Source organism: Pseudomonas sp. GW821-FHT02H06 (assembly GCF_059421525.1).
The window spans coordinates 74,709-99,526 of record NZ_JBWKVD010000017.1; the positions used below are offsets into that span (position 1 = coordinate 74,709).

The 24,818-nt window shown below is 60.2% G+C and carries 22 protein-coding genes; 17 read left to right on the forward strand and 5 right to left on the reverse strand.

Annotated elements, in window-relative coordinates:
• Positions 1 to 81: 81 nt before the first annotated feature.
• The 13 genes from AC07VF_RS22330 (at position 82) to AC07VF_RS22390 (ending at position 17,707) form a co-directional block, all read left to right on the forward strand.
• Positions 82 to 780, forward strand: coding sequence for a haloacid dehalogenase type II (locus AC07VF_RS22330; RefSeq protein ID WP_495009544.1), 699 nt, complete (start codon positions 82 to 84; stop codon positions 778 to 780).
• A 46-nt stretch (positions 781 to 826) separates the two neighbouring features.
• The gene (locus AC07VF_RS22335; protein ID WP_495009543.1) at positions 827 to 2,005 is read left to right on the forward strand and encodes an MFS transporter; all 1,179 of its coding nucleotides are present in this window, start codon (positions 827 to 829) and stop codon (positions 2,003 to 2,005) included.
• Between the two features lie 153 nt (positions 2,006 to 2,158).
• Entirely contained in the window at positions 2,159 to 3,268 is a 1,110-nt protein-coding gene (locus tag AC07VF_RS22340) for a saccharopine dehydrogenase NADP-binding domain-containing protein (RefSeq protein WP_282371722.1), read from the forward strand.
• Entirely contained in the window at positions 3,265 to 3,738 is a 474-nt protein-coding gene (locus AC07VF_RS22345) for a hypothetical protein (RefSeq protein ID WP_495009542.1), read from the forward strand. Before AC07VF_RS22340 ends, AC07VF_RS22345 begins: the two co-directional genes overlap by 4 nt.
• 544 nt (positions 3,739 to 4,282) lie before the next feature.
• Positions 4,283 to 4,933 (forward strand): LysE family translocator, encoded by a 651-nt coding sequence (locus AC07VF_RS22350; protein WP_495009541.1) that lies wholly within the window; start codon positions 4,283 to 4,285, stop codon positions 4,931 to 4,933.
• Positions 4,934 to 5,348: 415 nt separating this feature from the next.
• Positions 5,349 to 6,146 carry a hypothetical protein gene (locus AC07VF_RS22355; protein WP_192174072.1) on the forward strand — a complete coding sequence of 266 codons (798 nt, stop codon included), beginning with the start codon at positions 5,349 to 5,351 and terminating at the stop codon, positions 6,144 to 6,146.
• Between the two features lie 877 nt (positions 6,147 to 7,023).
• Positions 7,024 to 8,241, forward strand: a complete 1,218-nt coding sequence (wecB, locus tag AC07VF_RS22360) for a non-hydrolyzing UDP-N-acetylglucosamine 2-epimerase (RefSeq protein ID WP_423572722.1) — start codon at positions 7,024 to 7,026, stop codon at positions 8,239 to 8,241.
• Between the two features lie 38 nt (positions 8,242 to 8,279).
• The gene (locus tag AC07VF_RS22365; protein ID WP_495009540.1) at positions 8,280 to 10,493 is read left to right on the forward strand and encodes a hypothetical protein; all 2,214 of its coding nucleotides are present in this window, start codon (positions 8,280 to 8,282) and stop codon (positions 10,491 to 10,493) included.
• 12 nt (positions 10,494 to 10,505) lie between these two features.
• A complete protein-coding gene (locus AC07VF_RS22370) occupies positions 10,506 to 12,614 on the forward strand; it encodes a glycosyl transferase family protein (RefSeq protein ID WP_192174069.1) in 2,109 nt (702 codons plus the stop codon).
• On the forward strand, positions 12,611 to 15,187 hold the full coding sequence (locus AC07VF_RS22375) for a bacteriophage N4 adsorption protein A (protein WP_495009539.1): 2,577 nt from the start codon (positions 12,611 to 12,613) through the stop codon (positions 15,185 to 15,187). The genes AC07VF_RS22370 and AC07VF_RS22375 overlap by 4 nt, the downstream gene beginning before the upstream one ends.
• Positions 15,188 to 15,195: 8 nt before the next feature.
• On the forward strand, positions 15,196 to 15,861 hold the full coding sequence (locus AC07VF_RS22380) for an alginate O-acetyltransferase AlgF (protein WP_495009538.1): 666 nt from the start codon (positions 15,196 to 15,198) through the stop codon (positions 15,859 to 15,861).
• Entirely contained in the window at positions 15,858 to 16,847 is a 990-nt protein-coding gene (locus AC07VF_RS22385) for an alginate O-acetyltransferase AlgX-related protein (RefSeq protein ID WP_495009537.1), read from the forward strand. Before AC07VF_RS22380 ends, AC07VF_RS22385 begins: the two co-directional genes overlap by 4 nt.
• Positions 16,844 to 17,707 (forward strand): alpha-amylase family protein, encoded by an 864-nt coding sequence (locus AC07VF_RS22390; RefSeq protein WP_495009536.1) that lies wholly within the window; start codon positions 16,844 to 16,846, stop codon positions 17,705 to 17,707. Before AC07VF_RS22385 ends, AC07VF_RS22390 begins: the two co-directional genes overlap by 4 nt.
• Positions 17,708 to 17,740: 33 nt before the next feature.
• On the opposite strand, the gene AC07VF_RS22395 is transcribed toward AC07VF_RS22390, so the two are convergent.
• From AC07VF_RS22395 to AC07VF_RS22405, 3 genes are all read right to left on the reverse strand, one after another.
• Entirely contained in the window at positions 17,741 to 18,511 is a 771-nt protein-coding gene (locus AC07VF_RS22395; RefSeq protein ID WP_495009535.1) for an SDR family NAD(P)-dependent oxidoreductase, read from the reverse strand.
• Positions 18,512 to 18,824: 313 nt separating this feature from the next.
• Positions 18,825 to 19,556, reverse strand: coding sequence for a carbon-nitrogen hydrolase family protein (locus AC07VF_RS22400; RefSeq protein ID WP_495009534.1), 732 nt, complete (start codon positions 19,554 to 19,556; stop codon positions 18,825 to 18,827).
• A 180-nt stretch (positions 19,557 to 19,736) separates the two neighbouring features.
• Positions 19,737 to 20,624, reverse strand: coding sequence for a serine hydrolase domain-containing protein (locus AC07VF_RS22405; protein WP_495009533.1), 888 nt, complete (start codon positions 20,622 to 20,624; stop codon positions 19,737 to 19,739).
• Here AC07VF_RS22405 and AC07VF_RS22410 point away from each other — a divergent pair.
• Entirely contained in the window at positions 20,608 to 21,090 is a 483-nt protein-coding gene (locus AC07VF_RS22410) for a hypothetical protein (RefSeq protein ID WP_495009532.1), read from the forward strand. The genes AC07VF_RS22405 and AC07VF_RS22410 overlap by 17 nt on opposite strands.
• A gap of 47 nt (positions 21,091 to 21,137) precedes the next feature.
• Here the strand turns inward: AC07VF_RS22410 and AC07VF_RS22415 are convergent, their stop codons facing one another.
• Together AC07VF_RS22415 and AC07VF_RS22420 are read right to left on the reverse strand one after the other, a co-directional pair.
• Positions 21,138 to 21,533 carry a DoxX-like family protein gene (locus AC07VF_RS22415; RefSeq protein WP_495009568.1) on the reverse strand — a complete coding sequence of 132 codons (396 nt, stop codon included), beginning with the start codon at positions 21,531 to 21,533 and terminating at the stop codon, positions 21,138 to 21,140.
• 5 nt (positions 21,534 to 21,538) lie between these two features.
• On the reverse strand, positions 21,539 to 21,991 hold the full coding sequence (locus AC07VF_RS22420; RefSeq protein WP_346625668.1) for a thiol-disulfide oxidoreductase DCC family protein: 453 nt from the start codon (positions 21,989 to 21,991) through the stop codon (positions 21,539 to 21,541).
• A 294-nt stretch (positions 21,992 to 22,285) separates the two neighbouring features.
• Here AC07VF_RS22420 and blaOXA point away from each other — a divergent pair, with 294 nt between their 5' ends.
• The 3 genes from blaOXA (at position 22,286) to glsB (ending at position 24,770) form a co-directional block, all read left to right on the forward strand.
• Entirely contained in the window at positions 22,286 to 23,101 is an 816-nt protein-coding gene (gene blaOXA, locus AC07VF_RS22425; RefSeq protein WP_495009531.1) for a class D beta-lactamase, read from the forward strand.
• Positions 23,102 to 23,173: 72 nt separating this feature from the next.
• Complete coding sequence (locus AC07VF_RS22430; protein ID WP_495009530.1) at positions 23,174 to 23,671, forward strand: HIT family protein; 498 nt, start codon at positions 23,174 to 23,176, stop codon at positions 23,669 to 23,671.
• Between the two features lie 190 nt (positions 23,672 to 23,861).
• A complete protein-coding gene (glsB, locus tag AC07VF_RS22435; protein WP_192174060.1) occupies positions 23,862 to 24,770 on the forward strand; it encodes a glutaminase B in 909 nt (302 codons plus the stop codon).
• Positions 24,771 to 24,818: the final 48 nt, after the last annotated feature.

The following is a 24,818-nucleotide window of genomic DNA, read 5'->3' on the forward strand; positions in this document are numbered from 1 at the left end:
GCTGGCTACTGAGTTTAAGCGCGTACCCGCACATTGCTGATCAGTACGCGACCTCACCGCGAAGCCTCGGAGAACACGTCCATGCTTGAGCTTGACTCCCGCACCGAAGTCATCACTTTTGACTGCTATGGCACCCTTGTTCAATGGCATGACGCCGTACGGCGAGCGGCTGCCTCCATCCTTGAGCGGCATCTGACGGTTAAGGCCTCGAAGGAAAGCATCGCAAGTTTCGCGGCTCGCCTGCGTGAGATAGCGATGGAGCATCAGCAACAATCGCCTTTCCTTGAGTACGAAACTGTACTCGATGCGAGCCTGAACCAGGCGTTGCGTGAAACCGGTCATGACGCCACGGCGGCAGACCTGGAGACATTGCTCGCGACCCTCAGGCGGATCGAGCCCCACCCTGACGTACCCGAAGCCCTTGCCCGGCTGCGCCAGCATTACCGGATTGCCGTCATCAGCAACACCTCGGATGAGCTTATCGCCGACACCATCACGGCAATCGGTACGCCAATTGATTTCGTCATCACGGCCCAGCAGGCGAGGGCGTACAAGCCTGATCACGCGCTTTTCCGCCACGCTTACGCCACGATGGGTGTTACAAAAGAGGAGACGATCCATGTCGCCATGGGCCAGTTCAGTGACTTGAAGGTCTGCCAGGAATTGGGGATTCGGTGCGTTTGGATTGATCGAGAGAGCGAACCCCTCAATCCCGCCTGGAAACCTGACGCCGTATTGAAGGACCTTTCCGGACTGCCGCAGTTGCTGATGCCGTCCTGACACGCCGGCTCGACTGTCGGACACCACGCTTATAAGGGGGGCTCACGTGCTGGTTACCGGAATCCTCTGGATAGCGTTTTTCATCATCAACTTCAACGTGGTGATGATGATTCCGCTGCTGCCTTTCATTCAGCGTGATCTGCACCTTTCTCCCAGCGAGTCCGGGTGGATTTTGGCTGCTTTTCCAGTGGTGGCGCTGATCAGTAACCTGGCGCTTGGCCCGCTGATTGATCGCCTCGGCAGGAAGCTGTTCATCATCGTGGGCGGCGCGGCTTGCTGCTTAACGCTGCTGCTCACCGCCGCATCCCACAGTGCTTCGATGATCGTGCTGAGCCGTGCGGCGACAGGCCTGTTCATGCCGATGATTGGCGCATCCATTTTCGCCGCGCTAGCGGACTATGTCCCCGAGCCTAAACGCGCCAGGGCGGCAGGGTATGTCACCACCGCAGCGCCGATTGCCTTTCTGTGCTCACTCTCCATGGGCGTCGTTGTGGGAGGGCTGCTGTCGTGGCAAGTCACGGTCATCGGCCTGGCGGTTGTCTGTGCCGCCCTTGCCGGTCTGGCGCTCACCTTCCCGGCACCGCCTTCAGCCTCGTTGTCCTCCTCCACAATTAGCCGGGCCATGTACAAGGAGCGATTGACGTCGCTGTCGGCCAGCCCCGGAACCCGCCCGTTGATGGCGGCGTACTTTTGCTGGTCGATTGGCGTTTACGTCTTTCTGGGGCTTTACCCGAGCTGGCTCGTGCAACACGGACTTTCATCATTCAGCGTCGATACCGTCGGCTCGGTCATCTTCATTGGCGAGGTCGGCGGACTCTTCGGCGCGATGCTTTCCGCGAGGCTTGCCAGCCGATTCAACAGTCCGTTGCGTTTGTGCGCCGTCGCCTCGGTAGCGATCGCGGCGGTGATTCAGGTGATCCCATGGGGCGAAGGCTCGCCGTTTGTACAAGGCGCGGCCTACATGGCCTTCGCGTTCGGACGAGACCTGATGCTGGCGCTGATACTGGGCGACGCCATGCGGCTGGTTGAGGCGTCGCGGAGAGGAAGTCTTAATTCATCGCTCAATGCGGTGTATCAAACAGGGGGCACGCTGGGTGGGCTGTTGAGCGCCTGGCTGTATGGCTTGAGCGCCGGGTATTTTGCGAATGTGATGTTCGCTTCGTTGGCGTTTGTGGCTTCTGGGGTTTTGTTGCGTGGAATCTCTGGGGCGAGGTTTCGTTCTTGAGGTTGCCCAGAGGTTGCTACGGCCATCCATAATTAGCGGACTTGCACTGGCTGACTGGATAATCCAGACAGTCAGTCGAGTAAGTTTGCTGTTGATCGAATTGCATGCCGCACCCGTATACTCTTGCCACTAAAGTTCGGCTAAGGACAGGCAATGCGTGTCATCGTCATCGGCGGTTTGGGTAATTTTGGAGCGCGGATTTGCCAGCGGCTTTCCCAAGTCGCAGGTTTGACAGTCGTCGCAGCCAGTCGTAGGCCCGGGAGCTCCACGCATACGTTCGGTTCTGGCCAGACCGTTGCAACTCTGGCCCTTGATATCAACTCCCCCGATTTCCAGGCACGCCTTCTTGAGGCCGCGCCCGGTTTGGTGATTCATTGCGCCGGGCCCTTTCAAAATCAAGATTATCGCGTCGCGCTGGCCTCGTGCGCTGCGGGCGCCCATTACCTTGATCTCGCAGACGGTCGAGACTTCGTCGCAAACTTCTCTGATCAGGTCGACGCCTCGGCAAAAGCGGCGGGAGTCCTCGCCGTGTCAGGGGCCAGCAGTGTACCGGGGCTTTCTTCAGCCGTGGTCGATCATCTATCCAACTCGCTTCTACGCGTGAACTCCATCAGCACTGTCATCGCTCCCGGCCAGCAGGCGGCGAGGGGCATGGCGACGATCAGTGCGGTTTTCGGCTACGCAGGACTGGGATTTGGGCGATGGAACGGTGCGGCTTGGGGGGTGCAGTACGGGTGGCAGGATATCCGACGCTTTACGTTTTCCGGTCTGGCTCCGCGCTGGGGAGCCGCGTGCGACGTTCCCGATCTTGCACTGTTTCCTGAGCGATATCCTGGGGTGCGCGATGTTGAGTTCCATGCTGCATTGGAGCTTCGGGTTCAACATGTCGCGCTCTGGTTGGCCGCGGCGTTAAGGCGACTGGGTCTGCCATTACCGATGCACCGCTGGGCGGCGCGTTTGAACGCGATTTCCGATCTCATCCTTGACCGGTTTGGAACCGACGTTGGTGCAATGAAGGTTCAGGTGCTTGGGAATGTTGAGGGGGGCGAGCAACGCCGTTTGACTTGGCAACTTACCGCCCCTGAAGGAAACGGTCCGGAAATCCCCTGTATGGCGGCCGTGCTCCTTGCCTGCAAGCTGGCGAGCGGACAGCTTTCATTGACCGGTGCAATCCCGTGCATGGGGCTTCTGAAACTGGAGGACTTCGACGCTGAGTTTCGACGGTGGAATATAACCTCCCACATTACCGAGGAGTCCCTATGACACAGCGGCGAATCGCTCTGGTTATGCCGGCTTGCGCAGCCGACGTGTTCGAAGCCTTTCACAATCACACCGTTCGCAAACGGTGGGACACTTTGCTGGCTCATGGAGCGGTGGAGGGCGGGGGCAGTCACCCTTACATAGGTGCGATCACGGTGAATGAGGGGCGAGGCTGGAAGCGCTTTTTTGCTATGCGCACCCGATTCGTTAATTATCGACCTGGACAGGTTGCAGCGGCGGTGCTGGTTGAGCCCGCTGGCTGTTTTCACTGGTGGGCCGCTTCAATGCGGCATCGCGACATCGATGAAAAATCCTCGGAGTTGATTTACACGTTTGGCGTGCAACTTCGGCCGAGGTGGTTAGGGCGTGTACTCGATTCGCTGGTGAACAGAATCTTCGAATGGGAAACCCGCAACCGCTTCGCTGCGATGGCAGGCTATCTGCGAAGTAGAGCCGAAGAGCCGGCGCTTTGAATGCAGAAGTTTGTGACCGGCGTTGGTCGTTCTGCCTACGCGGCCTTGGCCTTGTAACTGCCTGGAAGTTTGTGCATTGAGGCGCATCGCAATGCATCGTGCTCCGCAGAAGCAACTGCAAAGGGGGGCATTGTAGATGTTTGGAAAATATCCCGATCAGTCCCGTGACCGGTGGCATGGCTTCTGGATAGGAACAATTGCAGTGTTGGTTTCAAGCGCTAGCTTCTGGGCAGGATGGACCGAGTGTTCATTTATGTTTGGCGCGGTTGCCCTGCTGTTCCTACCGGCGGTGTTGATGTGCAGCCATGCAAGATTTGAGACTGCAAAAAAGCTGTGGGGATTTCTGGCCTGGTTTGCGTAGCGGAACGGAAATCTACTCGATATCGTGGGCGACGTTGGGCCTTGGGGCGATACAAGTTTCATCCCCAAGGGGAGGTTTCCGGTCGCTTGCTGCGCAGGGTCAGCCATGAGATTCTGCCTCCGAAATACGCAAATGGAATTGCTGACCTTCTAGCAAGTCGGTCGCTCAATTAAGGAGCTTTCCGTGACACTGCACCTCTGGTTTACTTTCGCATTAGCCTATCTGGTGACGACCCTGTCCCCTGGACCGAACGTACTTTTGGTCGTGAGCAATGCGTTGCGTTACGGCCCTCCCGCTATGGCCGTAACGCTGCTGGGCAATCTCAGTGCGCAGATGTTGGTCACCAGTGGAGTGGCGTTAGGGGTAGGCGCCATTCTGATCGCTATTCCTACGGCATTTTTGATTTTAAAAATCGCAGGAGCCGGTTATCTGATCTATCTAGGGGCGCGTCAATTATTCGCCCGCACCCCGGCGATCCAATCAGAAACAGAAGTAAAAACCGCCTGCGCTCCATTATCGAACTGGAAAATCGGCACAGAATCGTTTTTGGTCTCAGCGAGCAACCCCAAAACGCTGATTTTTCTCTGCGCTTTCCTACCGCAGTTTATTGATCACGATCGGTCGGTTCTTGGGCAGTTTATCGTCATGTACCTGACTATCGCGGCGACCGTGATCATCGTTCACTCGGTGTACTGCTACACGGCTTACCGATTCAGCAAACGCCTTAAATCCGTCTGGTGGGTGCGAAGTTTGAAGCGCATCACGGGTGCAATTTTCATTGGTCTGGGCGTACGTCTGCTGAACACCAAAGCTCTGGGAGCAAACCCTGTCTGACAGTGCTGCCGAGAGTGCTGTTTACTCTTCCTCCGCGCCTTACCTTCAATTCGCACAGATCAACAAAGCCCTGCGGAAAAATCTTCACAGGTCGGTTGGATGTGGATCGAGTTCGACGCTGGCGACTTCGCCAAAGGCCCGCCCCTCATTAGCAGTATCGATCTTGCAGAAGTGCGCGACGGTAAGATCACCCGTGTGCGGATGTCTCCCGTTGCACCGCAACGGTGACTAGCCTTCGCCCCCATTATTTCCCCGGAACCGATCTGCTCTCCAGCGCCACACAAGGGCTACCCACTCACCACGCGAACCTCACAGCGATCGCCCCGTTACAACATCCAGCACGCCTGCACCTGTGCAAGCGGTCATGAGTGGGCTTGGGGCACTGCCAACCGACCTTTCAGTTTGGAGAAAAAACGTGAAATTACCCGGACTCGGCGCCTCGCCGCCCAAGACACCTGATATCACTCCCCATGCCTCCAGGCCCGACGGCAAACCAACCCCTGATGCTGCAAAGCCGTCGAACACCCCCACTGATTCCGGCAACGGCGGCAGCCGAGCCACCGGCAACTTCAGCAACGTGGCTCAAGGCACCGGGGCTCTGGCCAGCGGCGGCTCAGCGATTTATCGGGCTGATCAGAGCACACAGAATTCGCAGTACGCCACGCAGTCCGCCACGGGCGCGGTCAACTATGGCAGCCCTGCCGGGAATGGCGGGCCGGCCGTTATGCAAAACAAGTCGCTGGCTGAGCAAAGTCAGGGGCTGAGCAACAGCGGTGAGGCGTCGAAGCCGTCTTCTCCCTTGATGGAGCTGCTTGATAAGTTAATCGGGGCGCTGCTGCAGCCGTTCGGCGGCGGGGCGAGTGCGCATTCCGCCGGCGATTCTGCCCGGAGTCAGACCAGGGATGCCCATGTGGACGAGAAAGGTGCTGACAAGAACGGCCTGGCTTCCGCCGCTGGCGAAGTGGGCAAGGCAATGTGGATGGTCCCCGGTTTGAGTGGCGTGGCGACAGGCATCGGTGAGTCTGATGGCAGTGTTGGCGGGATACTCAAAGGCGGTGTCGAAGGCGGTTTGCATATCGCCGAAGGTGGGGCCAAAGGCCTGATCGGCGGGGGCGGCAATCCGGTAGCCATGGCGGCTGGCGCCTATGCCGGCGCCTTGTCAGAAACCAAAGCTGCACCAGAAGAGGTGCGCACCGTAGCGGGCACGCTCTAAACGATTCTTGCCGCATGCTTCTTTCTGGGAGGCATGCCTGGCAGGAGCGGCAGTCAGGTTGGCGCGCGTCGGCTGTGGATGTTTCCTTCCCCTTTGCGCCCGACGTGGGCTTCCAGGATGGCCTGTTGGCGGGCGACAAGGTCGCGCGAGATCGAGGCGAGGCACGGTTTAATGCACACCGACCCTGACCCTGACCATTCGAAGCGAATTCCCCCCCCCCCCGAAGGCATCACGCTGAACAGGTAAGTACAGCGAAGATGCCTTGCGCTGCATGAAAGCTACCGCGCGGCGACCTCAAATATTTCCTTTCCGATACATAACGGGCTTGCAACTCGACATGTATTGTCAGACACTCTCGCTATCGGTTTCGACAATATACAGGCGCCATTAGGGTGACTATTGAAAGTGCATTGGATTAACTGTCTCTATGCAATCCCTGCTCTAGCTTTCGTCGCGACAACGGTATATAAGAAAAGATCCAATTTTGCAGACGAGCGGCGCATGTTAATGCTCGTTTCCCCGGAAACACTGGCGCAAACGCCTGTTTAGTTGCTTCGTAAGTTACCCTTCTCAACTAAAACAAAACCCCTAAGTGACTGTCCATTACTTCGAAAGTTTCACACTGGCGAATTAAACATTCATTTTGCATATCTGCCTTTGCAGTCATCGATATTAATGTTAATAATCCGGCCTGCTCCGGGAAGCAAGGCAATGCGCCATCTCACACGAAGTGAAATATCAAGCCTCCATTCTGATTAAGTCCCCGGCCCCATAAACTCAATATCTCTGTTTGCTCAAGAGGCGATCACGCCTGGAGCATCGAGAAGGCGCGGACAAGCCGTGTGAGGAGGGCATCATCGCTCGTAGTCATTCCGGGATTAAAATCCTGTCGATTTTCGGTACACGTCCGGAAGCCATCAAGATGGCGCCGTTGGTGAAAGCGCTGGCTGCAGAGCCGGGTATTCACTCGCAGATCTGCATCACCGGCCAACACCAGAGCATGCTCAAGCAGGTGCTGGAGCTGTTCGATCTGAAAGCCGATTTCACGCTGGATGTGATGACGCCGCATCAGACCCTCAACTCGCTGACCGCCGCGCTGTACGGAGCGATTGATCCGGTGCTGGAAATCACCCGGCCCGACCGCGTGCTGGTGCATGGCGATACCACGTCCGCCATGGTGGCGTCGATGTGTGCCTTCCATCGCCGCATCCCTGTGGGTCATGTCGAAGCCGGCCTTCGCACCGGTGACATCTACAGCCCGTGGCCTGAAGAAATGAACCGCCGCTGCATCGATTTGAGTGCCGACCTGCTGTTCGCCCCGACCGATGAGTCGCGCCGCAATCTGCTGGGCGAGCGCTTGCAAGGGCGTTCGTTCGTGACCGGCAACACGGTCATCGATGCCCTGCAGTTGACCGCTCGACGCATTGAGGAAAACGCTGAACTGCGTGCCCGGCTGGATCAGCAATTCTCGTTCCTGCGGGGCGACCGCAGAGTCCTGCTGGTGACCGGCCATCGTCGGGAAAACTTCGGTGACGGCTTCCTGGACATCTGCAAAGCCTTGCGTCAACTGGCCAAGCGCAGCGATATCCAGATCGTTTACCCGGTGCACTTGAATCCCAACGTCCTGGGCCCGGTCACCGAGCACTTGGGCGACCTGGCCAATGTGCACCTGATCGAACCGCTGGATTACCTGGCGTTCGTGCGCCTGATGCAGCGCGCCCACGTGATCCTTACCGATTCCGGCGGCGTGCAGGAAGAAGCGCCGAGCCTGGGCAAACCGGTCCTGGTCATGCGCGAGGTGACCGAGCGGCCCGAAGCCGTTGCCGCCGGCACCGTGCGGCTGGTCGGGACGTCACCGGACTCGATTATCAGCGGCGTCAACGCGCTGTTTGACGATGACCTGCTGTGGCGACGCGCGTCCCAGGCGGCCAACCCCTATGGCGACGGCAAGGCCAGTTCGCGCATCGTCGATGCCTTGATGGGCCGCCCGGTCAACGACTTCGTGGTCGGCCAGTTGCACGTGCCCAAATACCTTGAGCATGGGCAACGCGCCCCGACACCGGACAGCGACCGTCCGGCTTCCACGTACCAATAACGCCCGCCCGCCCCTCTATCAGCTTGAGATCTGCCTTAATGAAGTCTTCCGTTGCCACCCAAACGGGCGCGCTTAGCGCCCTTGTCTGTGGCGTGAGCCTGCTCGCGCTCGTGCCCAACTTTGCCTTGGCGGCGGACAGCCCGCTCACCGAGGCGATCAACCGACTCAACGCCGATACCCAGCAACACCGGGAGATTCGCCTGAGCGATCTGGGCATCGATGCACCCATCGTGCTCGGTTCCACGGATTCGCGCCGCGAACTGTACCTGCCGGTTCCAGCCGGTGTGCCATTGACCGACGCGTCGCTGACCTTCGACGCCAGTTACCTCAACGGGGAGGGCGGTCGCAACACCTTGCTGTTGTCCCTGGACGGTTATCCGGTACGGGCCGAAGGGCTCAGCGAAGCGCAAGGCAACGCCAGCTCCACGCTGGGCGTCGACAAAGCCGCTCGCAACAGCGGTTCGGTGCGCCTGGGCGTGGCCTGGTCGTCGATCGTGTCTCGCGTGTTGTGTGAAGACGAACGCGCGATTGGCAACGTGCTGCGCATCGAACCCGACACCCGCCTCAATTACAGCTACGACGCCAACCTGTTGCAAGACGTCGGCGCTGCCTGGACCGCATTGCCGGGCAAGCCGGGCATCATGGTCGCTCCGGGCAGCCTGGCAGCCGGCTCTTACGACGCCGCCTGGCGCCTGGGCGTGGCCCTTGAACGGATCGGCAAACATGCGCGCATCCTGTCGTTCCCTGCCGTACAGGACAGCGTTGACCTCAGCGCCCTGCGCATTCCGGCCGAACTGCAGAGCATTCCGGCCTTCGCCGCCCTCAACGGCAAGGGTTCGCATACGCTGGCCAACCCGGCGGAAATCGGCGCATTGCTGATGCTCGGCCAGACCCCCGATGTGCAGGCCGACCTGGCCATCAACGACCCGCAATTGCTCAAGGCGATCAACGAATCCCTGGACGCCCTGCAAAGTCAGATTCAAGGTCTGGATGCCTCAGCGGGCGGTGCGTTTACTCAATGGCGCGAACGTCACGTGAACGCCGGTATGGCCGCCAAGGGTACGGACAATGTGCGTCTGGCGCTGCTCGGCACTCGTCCGGTACTGATGATCGCCCCTGACGCGGCCGGCAAGGCCATGGCCCTGTTCAGCAGCGCCTGGAACAAACTGGCCCGCAGTCGCACGCTGACCGTCAGCGAAGCGCAGATGCCGCTGAGTGCCGACGGCCGTGTGGCCCTGAGCAATCTGGGCGGCAACCCCGGCACCATCGACGTGCTCGCCAAGTCCGACTGGAGCGCTTCGTTCCCGCTGGGCAGCGTGGCCTACGACGGTCGTCTGCCCGTCAAAGCCGTGATCGATGTGTCCGCCGCCCCTGGCGCTTCGGACACCGCTCCGGTGGCGTCACTGTTCCTCAACGACTACCTGATCGGCGCGCAACAGTTGCTTGCCAACGGCGGGAAGCAACGCATCGAAGCGCGCATCCCGAGCTACGCCCTGGGTTCCAGGAACGTCCTGCGGGTCTCGTTCCAGCGTCAGCCCGTCAGTGATCGCTGCCTGGAAACGCCGCAAGCGTTCCCGGTTTCCGTATTGCCGACCAGCCACATCGTGCTGGACAAGATTTCTCTGGATGACGGTTTCTCCGGCATGGCCGCCCGTTACGCAACGAACACGCAAATCCTCGTGCCCCAGACTTACCTGGATCACCCGGCCAGCAGCTTGCCGCAGGTGATCTCGGTGGCTGACGGGGCGGGCGTTTCGCCGCTGCGCGCTGAACTGAAAGTCAGCAGCGATCCTAAAGCCACGGTCACGCCGGACAAAGACTTCCTGGCCTTCGAGCTGCCGCTCAAGGACAGCAAGGAATCGGTTCAGGTCGATGACCAGGGTCGCCTGCGTATCAACCACAAGGACCAGCCGCTGCTGGACCTGTCGCCGCTCAACCACCTGGCGTCATTGCAGGCGGTGGATGCCGGTGGTCAGCACGGTCTGGTCTATCGCGTTCTTGGCAACGATGCCCCTGTGTTCGCCAAGCCGGTGCTGTTGACCCGCGGCGACGTGTCAATCCTGGGCGACAACGGTGTCGTGAACACCTTCGATACCCAGGATCCAAACGGCAGCCAGTTCATCGACAGAGAAGAGCCCAAGGGCCTGGACGCCTGGCGCACACCTTCGATGTTGTGGCTGATCCCCGGCGGCATCCTGTTGGTGCTCATCCTGATGTTGGCTGGCCGTAGCGCCCGTCGCAATCGCCAGTAACGGAACCCTTCGATGACGTCGCTTTATTGGCCGTACTGGCTGGCCCATTACTACAGCTTCCTAGAGGTCGCGACCATTGTGGTCGCGGTGCTGATCCTGATCTCCAGCCTGGACGATCTGTTCATTGACCTGTGGTACTGGTCTCGCCGCCTGTTTCGCAAGTTCACTGCGGATCGCAAATACCGGCCACTGACCGCCCGGCAATTGCTGGACCGGGACGAACAGCCACTGGCGATCATGGTTCCGGCCTGGCTGGAATACGACGTCATCGCGCCGATGATCGAGAACATGGTGTCGACCCTCGACTACCAGAACTACGTGGTCTTCGTCGGCACCTACATCAACGACCAGCGCACCATCGATGAGGTGGAGCGCATGCGTCGGCGTTACAAGCAATTGCATCGCGTGGAAGTCCCCCATGCCGGGCCGACCTGTAAGGCTGACTGCCTGAACTGGGTGATTCAGGCGATTTTCCTGCATGAACAGACCCACGGCATGACCTTCGCCGGCGTCGTGCTGCACGACAGCGAGGACGTGTTGCACCCGCTGGAACTGCGCCTGTTCAACTACCTGTTGCCGCGCAAGGACATGATCCAGCTGCCGGTCGTTTCCCTGGAACGCAACTGGTATGAATGGGTAGCCGGCACCTACATGGACGAGTTTGCCGAATGGCATGGCAAGGACCTGGTGGTCCGCGAAAGCATGACCGATACCGTGCCTTCGGCCGGCGTCGGCACCTGCTTCTCGCACCGGGCCTTGAAAGTGCTGGCCGGGGAAACCCAGAACCAGCCGTTCAACACCGACAGCCTCACCGAGGACTACGACGTTGGCGCGCGCCTGGCCAAAGTCGGCATGAACGCCATTTTCGTACGCTTCCCGGTGGAGTTCCGGGTGCTGCGCAAGTCGTGGTTCCGCAAACCCTATGAATCCACCCTGAAGATGCCACTGTGTGTACGTGAATTCTTCCCGGACACCTTCCGCACGGCGTTTCGCCAGAAAGCGCGCTGGACCCTCGGCATCGGCCTGCAAGGCTGGGAGCAGATGGGCTGGAACGGCTCGCTGGCCAACCGATACCTGCTGTTTCGCGACCGCAAGGGCGTGGTGACAGCGTTTGTCAGCATCCTGGCCTACGTGATCCTGGTGCAACTGGTAGCGCTGATTATCCTGCGCCAGAGCGGGTTGTGGAACGTGAGTTTCCCGACGCCGTTCGAATCCAACGGCTGGATCAAGTACCTGTTGATTGCCAACGGTCTGGCCTTGGGCTGGCGCATCCTGCACCGCTGCTACTTCACGACGGTGCTGTATGGCTGGCAGCACGGTCTGCTGTCGATCCCGCGCATGGTGGTGGGCAACTTCGTCAACTTCATGGCCGCCTCCCGGGCGTGGCGCATGTTTTTGGTGGGCAAGGCGCTCAATCGCAAGCTGGTCTGGGACAAGACCATGCACGACTTCCCGTCTACCGATCTGGTGGCCGCCGCACCGCGCAAGCTGGGCAGCGTGTTGCTGTCCTGGCAGGCGATCAACGACGCCAACCTGCAAACGGCGCTGGACGAACAACAAACCCGCCATATGCCACTGGGCCGCATTTTGCTCAGCCACGGCTGGCTGGATGACGAAACCCTGGCTGAAGCCATCGCCTTCCAGAACGATCTGCCGCGGGTGTTCGATGTCGCCCACAAAGCCGACGCCTCGCTGCTGGCCGACGAGTTTGCGCTGCGCTGGCGTGTTGTGCCGTTGGGGACCAACGAGGCAGGCCGTGCGCAGATCGCTGTCGCCAGCCCGCTGTCCGCCGAAGGCCTGCAACAGATCAGCGATGAGCTGGGCAGCGAGCCGGTACAACTGATCGCCCGAGAAAGCGAGATCGTCGCGCAATTGCGCAACGTCTACGCGCTCGATGGCCAGCCGGTGCCCAATGCCCGCGCGCCGATGCTGGGCGACCTGTTGATAGAAATGGGGCTGCTTGACCGCGACGTGTTCAACCGCACCATGCTCAATTACCGCCCGCAGCACCACGGCCGCATTGGCGACTATCTCGTCGACAGCGGCGTGCTGCCTCGGACCACCATCGAACAGGCCGTGGCCCGTCAGCACAGTCATTACCCAACGGAGCTCCCGGCATGAACCGCCCCTTCCTGACGCTCATGGCCACGGGGCTGACCCTTTTGCCTGCGCTGGTCCATGGCGAAGTTCTGCCCCTGCCGTTGACCGGTCCCGCTTACCAGGCGGCCAGTGAGGCCTACAGCGCCTACGACCGCAAGGACTACGACCTGGCCATCGCCAAGGCCCGCGAAGCCTTGCGTCAGCGGGCCGATGTCACCCGTCTGAACCGGCTGATCGTGCAGGCACAACGTGACAAGGAACAACGCGACAACCCCAAGCGCTATTCGCAGTCGCCGTCGCGCCCGGCCCCCGGTTTCAGCGCGGCGGCCCAAGCGTTCAAGGCCTATGATCGCGATAACTTCGGCGTCGCCGCGCAGTCCGCTCGCCAGGCGATCGCCCAGGCACCCAAGCGCATGGATTATCGCCTGCTGCTGATCGAATCCCTGCAACGCCAACAGCATCTGGAAGAAGCCGATCAGGCCACCACCGAAGCCCTGCGGGTTTTCCCAGATGACGACACCTTGTTGATGCGCCGCGAAGCCATTCGCCGCCAACTGGCCGCGCCACTGGCCATCGCCGGTTATCGCGCGCTGGAACAAGGCAACCTGCCGCTGGCCGTGGATCAAGCCCGCAAGGCCGTGGCCTGGGCACCGGAAATCGGCGCTAACCAGCAATTGCTGATCAGCGCGCTGATCGCGACCCAGGATTACCGCGCCGCCGAACTGGCCGCGACCGGCGCGCTGGCCCAGGACGATGGCGAAACCGCGCCGTGGATTCTGCGCAGCTATGCCCTGGATCGTCAGGGCAAGACTCAGGCGGCACAGGCCGACTTGAACCGGGCCTTGTCCATCGAAGGCTTGCTGGATTCTGAAGTGCGCGAGATTCGCTTTTTCGCCGCCGACCTGGCGCTGGCCAACAACGAGCCGCAACAGGCTCTGGACCAGTTGCAAAAACTGCCCGCCGATACGGGCGGTGAAGTTGCCCGCCGTCGCGCCGCCGCCCAGGTCGCGTTGCGCCAGAAGAACAATGGCCTGAAAACCGCGACGCGTTTTCCGGCGCCGGCCCTTAACTGCCAGGAAAGCGCATTCGGTTTGATCTGCGATATCTGGCCGGGCAACCAGCGCGATGGCGGCACGGACACGGCGGTGCAGGCTTACGCTGCGCTGGCCCGAAAGGACGCCGCTTCGGCTGCGGCTCTGGCCAGCGAAGCCATTCGCCGGGCGCCGCAGAATCCGGCCTATCGCAGCCTGCTGGTCAGCGCCCTGACCGAGCAGAAGCGCTTGCCCGAAGCGATAGCGGCGGCCAGCGATGGCCTGCAAGCCAATGGCGACGACGCCCGCCTGCTGGCCCAGCGCGGTCGGTTGCGCCAGCAGACCGGTGACGATGCCGGTGCCCGCAAGGATTTCACCCAGGCCCTGGCCCTGGGCAGCCTGCCCACGTATGAAGAAGCCAGCCTTTATGCCGAGCTGGGCCAACGTCGCACGGCGCGGGAACGTTTGCAGGTAGCCCGCGACGCTGGCGAGCTGGACGGCATGAGCGACCTGCAAGTGGCTTACCTGTCGGTGCAGGCCGGCGACGATGACAGCGCCCATGAGTCATTCCGCAAAGCTGACGCCGCAACGCCTCTAGCGCCGACGGCGACTCAGGACGCGGCCTACAACGCGATGCGGGTCAGTGACGACGAACACGCTGTGGGTTATTTCAAGCGGGTTATCGACGCCAAAAATGCCGGCGAACTGGACATGACCGACCAGCAGCTGTTCGACACCCGCCGCGCCGTGGCCGATGTGTCGCGCACCTGGGGCCTGACCAGCACCACCAGTTATCGCGGCAACAGTTCCAGCAGTGGCTTGAGCTCGGCGCCCAGCACCGGCACCAGCAATGGCAATAACGGGAGCGGCAGTAGCAGCAACGACAGCCTGCAAAACAGCACCGAACTGTCGTGGCGTCCGCTGGGTTACCGCAACGCCCGTTTCGTCGAGCTGTATGGCCGGGTCACCGATACGCTGTGGAGCAAGAACAGCGACTCGGACACCGGCCTGGATGCGCTGCAAGGCGCCTTGGGCGTGCGTGTCAAGCCGTTCACCTCGCTGAACGTCATGGCGGCCGTGGAACGGACCTTTCCCCTGGGGTCCTCCGACATCGACGGCGACTGGCTGTTGCGCCTGGGTTACGGCTCCAGCATCGGCACCGATTTGCGGGTTGATGTCCCCAGCTGGTGGACGTCGCAGTTGTTCGCCGAGACCGGTCATTACGTCAACGACTCGCGCAACTACATCAACAGCGAATGGCAAGGCGGTCGCAGCTACGCCATTGGCGGTGCCGGCTCGCGCTGGGTGACATTCCCCCACGTGGTGGCCGCGTACGACTACGACTCGAAGATGGACAGCGACACCCGCTCCGACGGCAGCACCGAATACGCTTCCGGCCATGCTGCGGGCGTCGGCGTGGGCAACAACGTGCGCTACTGGTTCCGCGAAGACGCGTACAACGCGCCGCGCTCCTATGTGGATTTTTCGTTGCAATACCGAGTGAAAGTGTCTGGCGATGACCGCGCCAAAGGTGTTTTCGCTCGCCTGACTTACTCCTATTGAGGACGGATATGCACCCTCGTATGTATTGGCTGATGGGGCTCGGACTGAGCCTGGGCATGGCGTCGACAGTGGCTCAGGCTGCGTCGGAAATCGCTCAACTCTATGCGCCGAAACTGCCGGAGGGCTCGGCTTGGGTGCGGGTGGTCAATCCCGCCGACGGCGCCGTGCAAGTGAGCGTGGACAACAAGCCCGGCGTTGCCCTGTCTGCGCAGTCGGTGGTGGCCGGTCCTTTCCAGGTGGTGGATTCGCGGCAACCGCTGCGCATTACGGTCAACCAGCGTGAGCTCAAGGGCCTGAACGTGCCGAAAAACGCCTTTGTCACGGTGATTCTGAACAGCGATCCGGTGGCCGCCCCCCGGGTGGTGATCGACCCGCAGCCGCGGGGCAAAGACTTGCGCGCCGAACTCAACGTCTACAACCTCAGCGCCGGCTGTGACAAAGCCGAGATCAAGCTGGCCAACGGCTCCAGCGTGTTCAGCCAGCTGCCGCTCAATGGCCAGGCGCAGCGCACCATCAATCCGGTGCAGGCGACCCTGATTGCCAGCTGCGATCAAAGCGCCAGCCTGCCGCTCAAGCTTGAGCCCTTCAAGGCCGGTGACCGTTACAGCCTGTTCCTGGTCGGCTCACGCCAGACCCCCCGCCTGATCGGCCTCGTTGACCAGACTGCCCCATGACCTTTCTAGTAAAACCTCGCCACATCCTGCGCCGCCCTTCGGTATCCGGCCTGATTGCCGGCGCGCTGCTGAGCCTGTCCGGCACCGCTGCCCAGGCCGATTCGGCAGTGATCACCGGGCAGGGCGGCTGGTTATTTCCTGCGTGGGAAAGCCTGAACACCGTCGATAACCCCGGCATTGCGCGCGACATCGCCCTGATCAAGGACGTCCAACACCAACTTGAGCGCGAGAAGATCGCGCTCGTGGTGCTGGTGGTGCCGATGAAAGCGCCGTTCTACGCCCAACGGCTACCCGCCGACCATCCGTTGAGCCCGGCCGTGGTGCAGCGCTATGACCGTTTGCAAGGCGAACTGGCCAAGGCTGGCCTGACGACCCTGAACATCAAGCCGATACTGCAAGCCACCGAGCAAGGCAAGCAGACGGCGTTTTACCGGGCCGACTACCACTGGACCGCCTGGAGCGCTGAAAACACAGCCGATGCCACTGCGAAACTGATCACCGCACGCTATCGCCTGGAGGGTGAGCCCGGCGGCGGTGCAGTGCTGGGGGAATGGTTCGACAAGCGCGCCTTCGGCGATCTGGCCAGCAACTTTCTGCCGTCCATCAAGCGCAAGGCCATCGGCCGAGACATTTACACCGTGCGCCATCAGGTCGAGAAAGACCTGCTGATCGACGACGCCCCGGCACCTGTTCAGGTCATCGGCAACAGCTTCGTGCAGCCTTACCTTGGCTATACGCAGAAACTGTCCAACGCCCTGGACCGCCCGGTCACACTGACCTGGAACCCCGGCGACGTCGGCCCCTGGGCGACACTGCTGCAGTACCTGGAATCACCGGACTTTGCTCAGCACAAGCCGCAGGTGATCGTCTGGCAATTCAACGAGGGTCAGTTCCACCTCGGCCCCGATGCAGCAACCCAATGGAACGCCAAGGGCGTGACGTCGCTGAATCAGTGGCACCAGCGCATCAAAAAGGCGCTTCCTTGAAAGTTCTCGGCAGGACCCCCCGGCGTGCCACTCTAGGTGTTCTGCTGCTTGCAGCGACACTGGTCACAGGCACCGCCATGTTTTACGCCACCACGCAAAAACGGCTGGACCCGGGCATTGTTGGAATTGTCTGGCAGCCCGATAACAAAACAGTCGGCATCAAGGGGCAATGGGACCAGCTCGGTGCCAGGGAATTGCTGGTGCAGTGGACCGTGGTCGACGATCAGGCGTTCGTGCCTGGCACCGGTCTGCCGAGCGTACCGGTGCTGCCCGATTGGGCACGTATTGCCAAAGAGCCTTGGGCGCAGGATGTAATCATCGGCCTGGCCGGGTACTTCAGCGAAAACCGCTCCCGGGACAACATCGAGCAACTGGCTGCCGTCTCAGAGCGCATCGCCAGACTGCCGACGCCGTTGCACGTGACGGGCTATTACTTCCCGGCTGAAGTCGACCCCAGCTGGACCCGCGCCAAGGAGCTGCCCGCGCTGCTGGCCAAGCTTCCGCGGCCGTTGTGGATCAGCGTCTATGACGGCGCCAACATCGGCCCGGTCGCCACAGCCGACTGGCTCAAGCAATGGCTGCCAGACGACATCGGTGTGTTCTTTCAGGACGGGGTTGGCGTCTACGCCCGCACCGCACCGGTCGCCCGCACCTACGCCGATACCCTGCGCGAACGTTTGGGCAAGGACCGCGTGCGCATCATCGTCGAAGCCTTCCGCCCCAACTACGGCGGCGGCTTCCGCTCCGCCACGGCCGCCGAACTCAAACCGCAGCTGGCCGCCTATGACGGCTACCCGCTCTACCTGTTCGACGGCCCGCATTACGTGACGCCGGCGTTGGTGAAAGCGTTGGCGAAGTAATGATCGAAGTCATGTCTTCGCCAGTGGAACATGTCACCAGACAATAGGTTTGTCGTTCCAGTCCCAGAAGGTCCCGCTGTCGGCCGGCCCGTGTGCGCCGACCACCTCAAGAATGCGATCCGCCGAGAACGCCGGCTCGAACAGTTGGCCCTCAGGCACGTTCGCCTGGAATGGCCGAGACAGCTCCGTGTCGGTCGTGCCCGGGTGTATGGCCAGGACGGTCGAGGCAGGATTCAGGCGTTTCAATTCGATACTGGCGGTGTGCAGCAACTGGTTGAGCGCCGCTTTGCTGGCTCTGTAGCTGTACCAGCCGCCCAATCTGTTATCCCCAATGGAACCAACCCTCGCGGAGAGCGCCGCGAACGTAGCAGGCTGCTTGCGCAATAACGGAAGCAGGTGTTTAAGCAGCAGGATCGGCGCAAAGGTGTTGGTCGCGAAGCTCGCTTGCAGGCCTGCAAGGGTCAGTTGTGCCAGCCCCTTTTCTGCTCTGGCGCCGTCCTGATGAAGAATGCCCAGCGCACTGATAACCAGGTGCAGATGGCCGCATCCGGCAAGCGTCTCGCTCACGAGCGCTTCGAGGGATTGCTCATCCCGCGCGTCGCAGTCGACAGGTTTCAGACGGTCGCCGTATTGCGCTGCAAGGGTTGCCAGCTCTGTGGAGGTGGTGGCGCTTCGCGATACTGCCCACACCTCAGCCACATCATCGCGAGCCAGCAATGCCGCGCAGAGTGCCAGGCCGATACCTCGACTGGCGCCGCAAATCAGCACGTGAGCTTCGCTGTTCAGTTCGGGTATCAAACGCATAAGGCACCTTGATGGGCGTGGCTGAAGTGTTTTTATGACTTCGGAGGAGGGCATGACGTTCAGGAGGGCGATTGCCAGGAAGTCGGCACCTCAACGAACGGGTCGAATGCTGAGTGTTCACCTGGCCAGGTGAGTGGCTGAAGTACGTCTCTGAGACGGCTGCGACTCCCACAGCCTGGACGACAGCGACACCCAGGACATCAGCGCCGAGCCTGCGAACGACCGTTATTGCTCGATCAGCGCCTGTCGCAGTGGAAAGCCATCGACCCAAAGTCGCCCGTCATTCCTGACGGGGGGAGAGCATGAGCGGATTTCAAACCAGGCTGTAAACGCTCGCTTCTCCGGTCAGAATGTCATACGCCACCGATGCCTCGTTATCGGCATCGGCGCTGCACATGAGTTCGCCGTGACTGTTCCAGACAGAAGAGCCACCTGCGGCGACATAATCGTCGGCGGGACCTACACAGTTCGCCATCACCACCGTCATGGAATGCTTTTTGGCAATCATCGGATAATGACTGTTTGCCAGTGCAGTCCCTCTCGCAGACTTCGCCACGCTCGCTAAATACACCTGAGCGCCAGACGCTGCGGCTTCTTCTGCATGGCTGGGTTGCAGTGATTCGTAGCAGATGGCGGGGGCCAGGACTAAATCTGCCTGACTCAGCACACGCTTCCGAGTGCCCGGTGTGAAAAAAGGTAATTCGTCAGGGTGCAGATGCTGTTTCGAATAGCAGGTGCGCTCCAGCCCGGGCTGGAAACTGATCATGCTGATCTCGGTGCCTTTAGCTCCTCTGGTTGGCGCACCCACAGCGATGAGCATCCCGTACCGGTCGCTCAATCTCTGGAACTCATCAAAACGGCTATCACTCGGATGCACCGCCAGGACCTCAGCCAGCCTCGGCTCGTAACCCGTGAGGGAAAGCTCGGGAAACAGCACGAGATTGGCACCCTGGCTTGCCGCCAAGTGGATGACCTCAATATGTCTGGCGATGTTTTTTTCGTACTCCCCCGGCACAGGGAGAATCTGCGCAGCGATTAGCTTCATTTCCCGTCTCGCGTCCTTGTTTAGGGTTTACTTGAAGAGCGACTGAACGGTTGTTCCGCCGCTGCTGTTAACGTCAACGTATGCTGCATGACCGTTGGCATTTTGAACAGTGAGTGGTCGTGAGTGTGTACCGACGCCAATGGCCGCTTCTGGCCTGAGCGCTGAGGTACCTCTCGGCAATCACGTCCCCTGACGCAGGACTTGGATCAGCTGTTCAGCAACAAAGGCTTCGACCGCTCCTTCACTGGCGTTCACTTCAAACGCTGCGCAACACGCCGATGTGTCACCGTCGCAGATACGGTAAACGACAATGACGCTGCCAGGTCCGCAGCCGGTATGTCCGCACAGGGTAAAGCCGCCGTCAATCGAACCCTGCATGACACCAAGGCCATAGCCGGCCGTGACCCACGGGCGCCCGGGAATCGCGCCGCCCAATGCTCGTGCTGCCTGCATTTCCTGAAGCAGGTTTGTCGGGAGAAGGCCACCGGACATGAGCCGATCCAAGAATACCGCCGCTTGCGAAATCGGGCCGATGAGCAAGCCATGGTAGACCCAGGCGGGGTCATAGTTTGAAGTGCTGACTGGATGAGTGGTTTGTAAGTCTGCTCGCGTTTTGGCGAAGCGGACGTTCGACAGGCCCAACGGGTTAAGTGCTCGTTGACTCACCGCATCATCGAGCGTCAGCTCAGTTAGCCGTTCAATAAGCCTGCCGATCAGCATGTAGCCGACATTCGAGTAGCGCCAACCGGTTCCGGGGCTGTATCGAAGTCGAGTGCCGTCAAGACGTCGCATCAGTTCGTCTGCTGACCACGCTGACTCGCCTTTAGCAACGGCGGCGTGATACTCCGCCAGTTCGCCATAATCAGCGAGCCCAGCCTCATGCCGCAGTAGCTGGCGCAATGTGAAGAGCTGATCGGGGATAGCGTCGTCCAGTCCGATCAGCTCATCACGCACTAAGGAGAGGGCCGTTGCCGCCAGGACTGTTTTCGTAAAGCTCCACCAAGGCACCAGCAGTTCTGATGGGGCGGGGGTTTGTGGCTGACCATTTGATATGAGCGAACTGAGCATTGGCGTCCTTGGGTTATCTGCAGATCCAGGGCTCGACAAGATATCTCATTCAGTCTTTTTCGCCGGAGCCTTTGAAGTTTTTCAAAGCCTGCTGTCAGCACGTCCCCATCGAGTAGAATATTTCGCGGAATTCAGACTGTTCGTCAACGCGCAAGGAAGCGGAAATATGACTCAAGCCAAACGCAATAAAACACTCAGCGGCTCCTTCGCATTCGCTGGTTTGGCGTACGGCGTATTGCTGTTTTTTTTGGTTCTCATCTGGTTTTTGCCTGAGCGGGCGCAAGTGATCGCACATTTTCGGGCCTATATGTTGCCCGTTATTTTCTTCGGGGTGACGGGGAGCATTGTGTATCGCGAGGGCAAGGGGAGCGCTGAGAAAGCAGGAAAGTGCTTGATGGCAATGGCCTACTTGTCCTGTGGTGCCTTTTTCGGCTTGTTCATCTATACATTCCTGACCGGCAAGTAGTCCGCTATCGTTCCAGGCGGACAGTCGTCACCTAAAGTTCTTACTGTTCAGCAGCGTTCCCGACTTCCCCAAGTTGACTGATCCCTTGTCCTTGTAGCCCACGCGATGGCACATAACGCCATTCCCGCCACATTTAACGTGACCGGATTGAACGCGTCCAAAAGCATCGAAGGTTGCATAACGGCTACGTCCACCAGCAGCCCGAGCAGGGTGAGTCCGCTGAGCAGCAGCGGCCAGTTGAGCCGAGGTAGGAGAAGCAACACTGCGGCCAGCACCAGTTCTGCCACACCCGCCGCCTGGACCACCCATGTTGCGTGTTCCAGCCCGTGAGCCTGCAACAGCATCTGCTCGCCGGGGCTTAATGCGATGAGCTTCGGCACCAGGCCGTGGTAAGCGAACATGAAAGCCAGGCTGCCGCGTGCCAGCCAGTGAACCTGGCGCATCCCGTTCACGAAAATTCCTTGAGGAAGCGCCGTTGATGGTCAGGTGTTGGCAGCAGGCACACCTCGTGTTTTCCAAACAGACGATAGCGGTTTAGCGCGACGCGGTCGTACGCCCAGTCACGAAACCACTGTGGAAAAATACGCAGCACCCGAAACATTGGCCACGCTCCCGGCAACAGAGTAACCACTTCGAAGAATGCCTCCGAGCGCACCCAGTAATGTTGGTCGCGAATGACCGCCATGGTGTCGAACGCATCGACGGGCAACCCTGCCCAAGCCAGCAGCGCCTGGCCTTCGGGCGACTGCACCGATGCCAGTCGAACGCGATGATGACGGTCGTGCCGGATCAGAAACTTCGCCCAGCCGTTACACAGTTTGCAGACGCCGTCGAACAGCACCACGGTTTCACCAGGGGCCAGAAACGGCGCGGGGGCAGGGCGGACCAATGAGACAGGCATGCTGGATTCTCTGCGGGGGGCGATGGAAGCATTGTATGGCGCGCTGTCGTAGCGTTTCCAGTCAAGGCAAAGGAGTCGTCTGTGCAACCAAATACCTTTGATTCGATTTTGATACGCAGAGCAGGGAATTTCGCTTACCTTGCACTTGATTCGGTCAGCTATGAGCGGGCCGTCGAACAGGCTTGAGGAAAGCTGATGTTGGATAAGCGGCTCGGAGAGAGTCTGCGTGAACTGCGGAGTCATATTTCCCACGCGGGAGAGGCTCTTGCATCACCGCCTAAAGGAATAGAGTTCATGTTTATGCGCCGCGTTGCGTTAGGTTTACTGATTATGGGATTCAATATCTCGGCAGCATTGGCCGGGACTATTTGCACGATCGTCGCTGATACAAGCAGTGGTGAGCTGTTGCTTGAAGAGGGTGATTGCAGCAGTCGAGTGACCCCCGCCTCAACGTTCAAGATCGCCATCAGCCTGATGGGCTTCGACGCAGCCTTTCTGCAAAACGAGCATTCTCCTACTTTGCCCTACCGTCCCGGCGATCCTGACTGGGGCGGAGCCGCCTGGCTGGAGCCGACAGATGCAGCTCACTGGTTTCAGTATTCCGTGGTGTGGTTCTCTCAACGCGTTACGCATGCGCTTGGAGAGGCGACGGTCAAGCGATATGCCGAGTCATTCGATTACGGAAATACCGACCTGACGGGGGATCCGGGGAAAAACAACGGCCTTGACCGTGCCTGGATCAGCTCCTCGTTGAAAATCTCTCCTCGCGAACAGATCACCTTTCTGAACAGACTGGTGAACCGTCAACTATCCGTGAGCCCTCATGCCTACGATATGACGAGCCGCATCTCGCAAATTGCGCTGCGGCCAGATGGTTGGAATGTTCACGGTAAAACAGGCACAGCATTTCCTCGGATGGGAGACGGCAAAAGCGATGAGGCTCATGGATACGGATGGTTTGTCGGTTGGGCGACGAAGGGCGAACATTCCCTGGTTTTCGCCCGTCTCGTTCAAGATGACCACGCGCAGCCGGTGCCCGCAGGACTACGGGTCCGTGATGCGTTAATGGATGAGTGGCCCGAGCTGGCCAGATCGTTGGTGAAGCGATGAGTGAAACGCGGCGGGCCGGGCGGCATCCGTCTTGACCGTTATAGAGCTGTCATCAGCGTACAGGGCCACCTTATGCATATACCCCCTAGCTTCGTCATCCACGAAACCACCCACTGGCTCATCAACCACCGCCTGGACAGCCACCTCCCGGGCTACCTGATGCTCAGCGCAAAGCAGATGACCCACTCGCTGGCAACCCTGCCAAACGAAGCGCTGACCGAGCTAGGTCCATTACAGGCGAAAATCCAGCAAGCCATCGAAACCCACCTGCACCCCAACCGCCTCTACATCGGCCGTTTCGGCCATGACGCGGGTCACTCCATTCACTTCCATTTCATCCCGATCTACCCGTGGGTCGAGGCGTTGTTCTGGCAGGACGAACGCTACAGATCGCTGCAAACTTTCGGCTCGCTTCCTGACGGTTCCAACCAAACCGACGGCGCAGAACTGACCCTGTTCGTATGGCGAGAGTTCTGTGAGCGTCCTGACCCGCCATCCATAGAAGGCCCATCTGTTGACCTAGCCATCGCGGCGCTGCGGCAAGCATTCAGTCCCGACACCTCGATCTGATGGCAGGGCAAACTTCCCAAAAAATCCGCCCCATAAGCGCTGTCGGCCGGCCAACGCTTGCCAACCCAAAAGTGCACACCCACTCGCAACAAAAACCAAAATCCTGTCCAATTGTGTGATCTCACCCCTCCAGCATTCGTCATGAACCCTAACCCCTGCTGCCGTCAGGGGATCAACGCCAGGACCTTCCATGCAAACGCTGTTGAACGAGATTCTCGACGAAGTGCGTCCCTTGATCGGCCAGGGCAAGGTGGCTGATTACATTCCCGCGCTGGCCGATGTGCCGGCGCAGCAGTTGGGCATTGCCGTGTATGGCAACGATGGCACCTATTACTGCGCCGGCGACGCGCTGGAGCCGTTTTCGGTGCAGAGCATTTCCAAGGTGTTCAGCCTGGTTCAGGCGATCGGCCATTCCGGTGAGGCCATCTGGGAGCGCCTGGGTCATGAGCCGTCGGGTCAGCCGTTCAACTCGCTGGTGCAGCTGGAGTTCGAGCGCGGACGGCCGCGTAATCCCTTTATCAATGCCGGCGCTTTGGTGATTTGCGACATCAACCAGTCTCGTTTTGCCGCCCCCACATTATCGATGCGCGATTTCGTGCGGCGGCTGTCGGGCAATCCTCACGTCTTGATCGATGCCCGGGTGGCGGATTCCGAGTATCAATTTCGCGCACGCAACGCGGCGATGGCGTACCTGATGCAGTCCTTCGGCAACTTTCATAACGAGGTCGAAACCGTGCTGCGCAGTTATTTCAGTTGCTGCGCGCTGAAGATGAGCTGCCTCGATCTGGCCCGGGCGTTCTGCTTTCTGGCGAACAACGGGTTCTGCAAGCACAGCGGTGAGCAGATCCTGACGCCGCGCCAGACTCAGCAAGTGAACTCGATCATGGCCACCAGCGGGCTGTATGACGAAGCCGGCAATTTCGCCTACCGCGTGGGGTTGCCCGGCAAGAGCGGGGTAGGGGGCGGAATCGTGGCGATCGTGCCAGGGCAGTTCACCGTGTGCGTGTGGTCGCCGGAGCTGAATGCCGCCGGGAATTCCCTCGCCGGAATGGCGGCGCTGGAGTTGCTGAGTTCGCGAATAGGTTGGTCTGTTTTCTGACAGCCTGCGTCGTCGTTTCACGTTTGCGGAATCATTCAAAAGAATGAC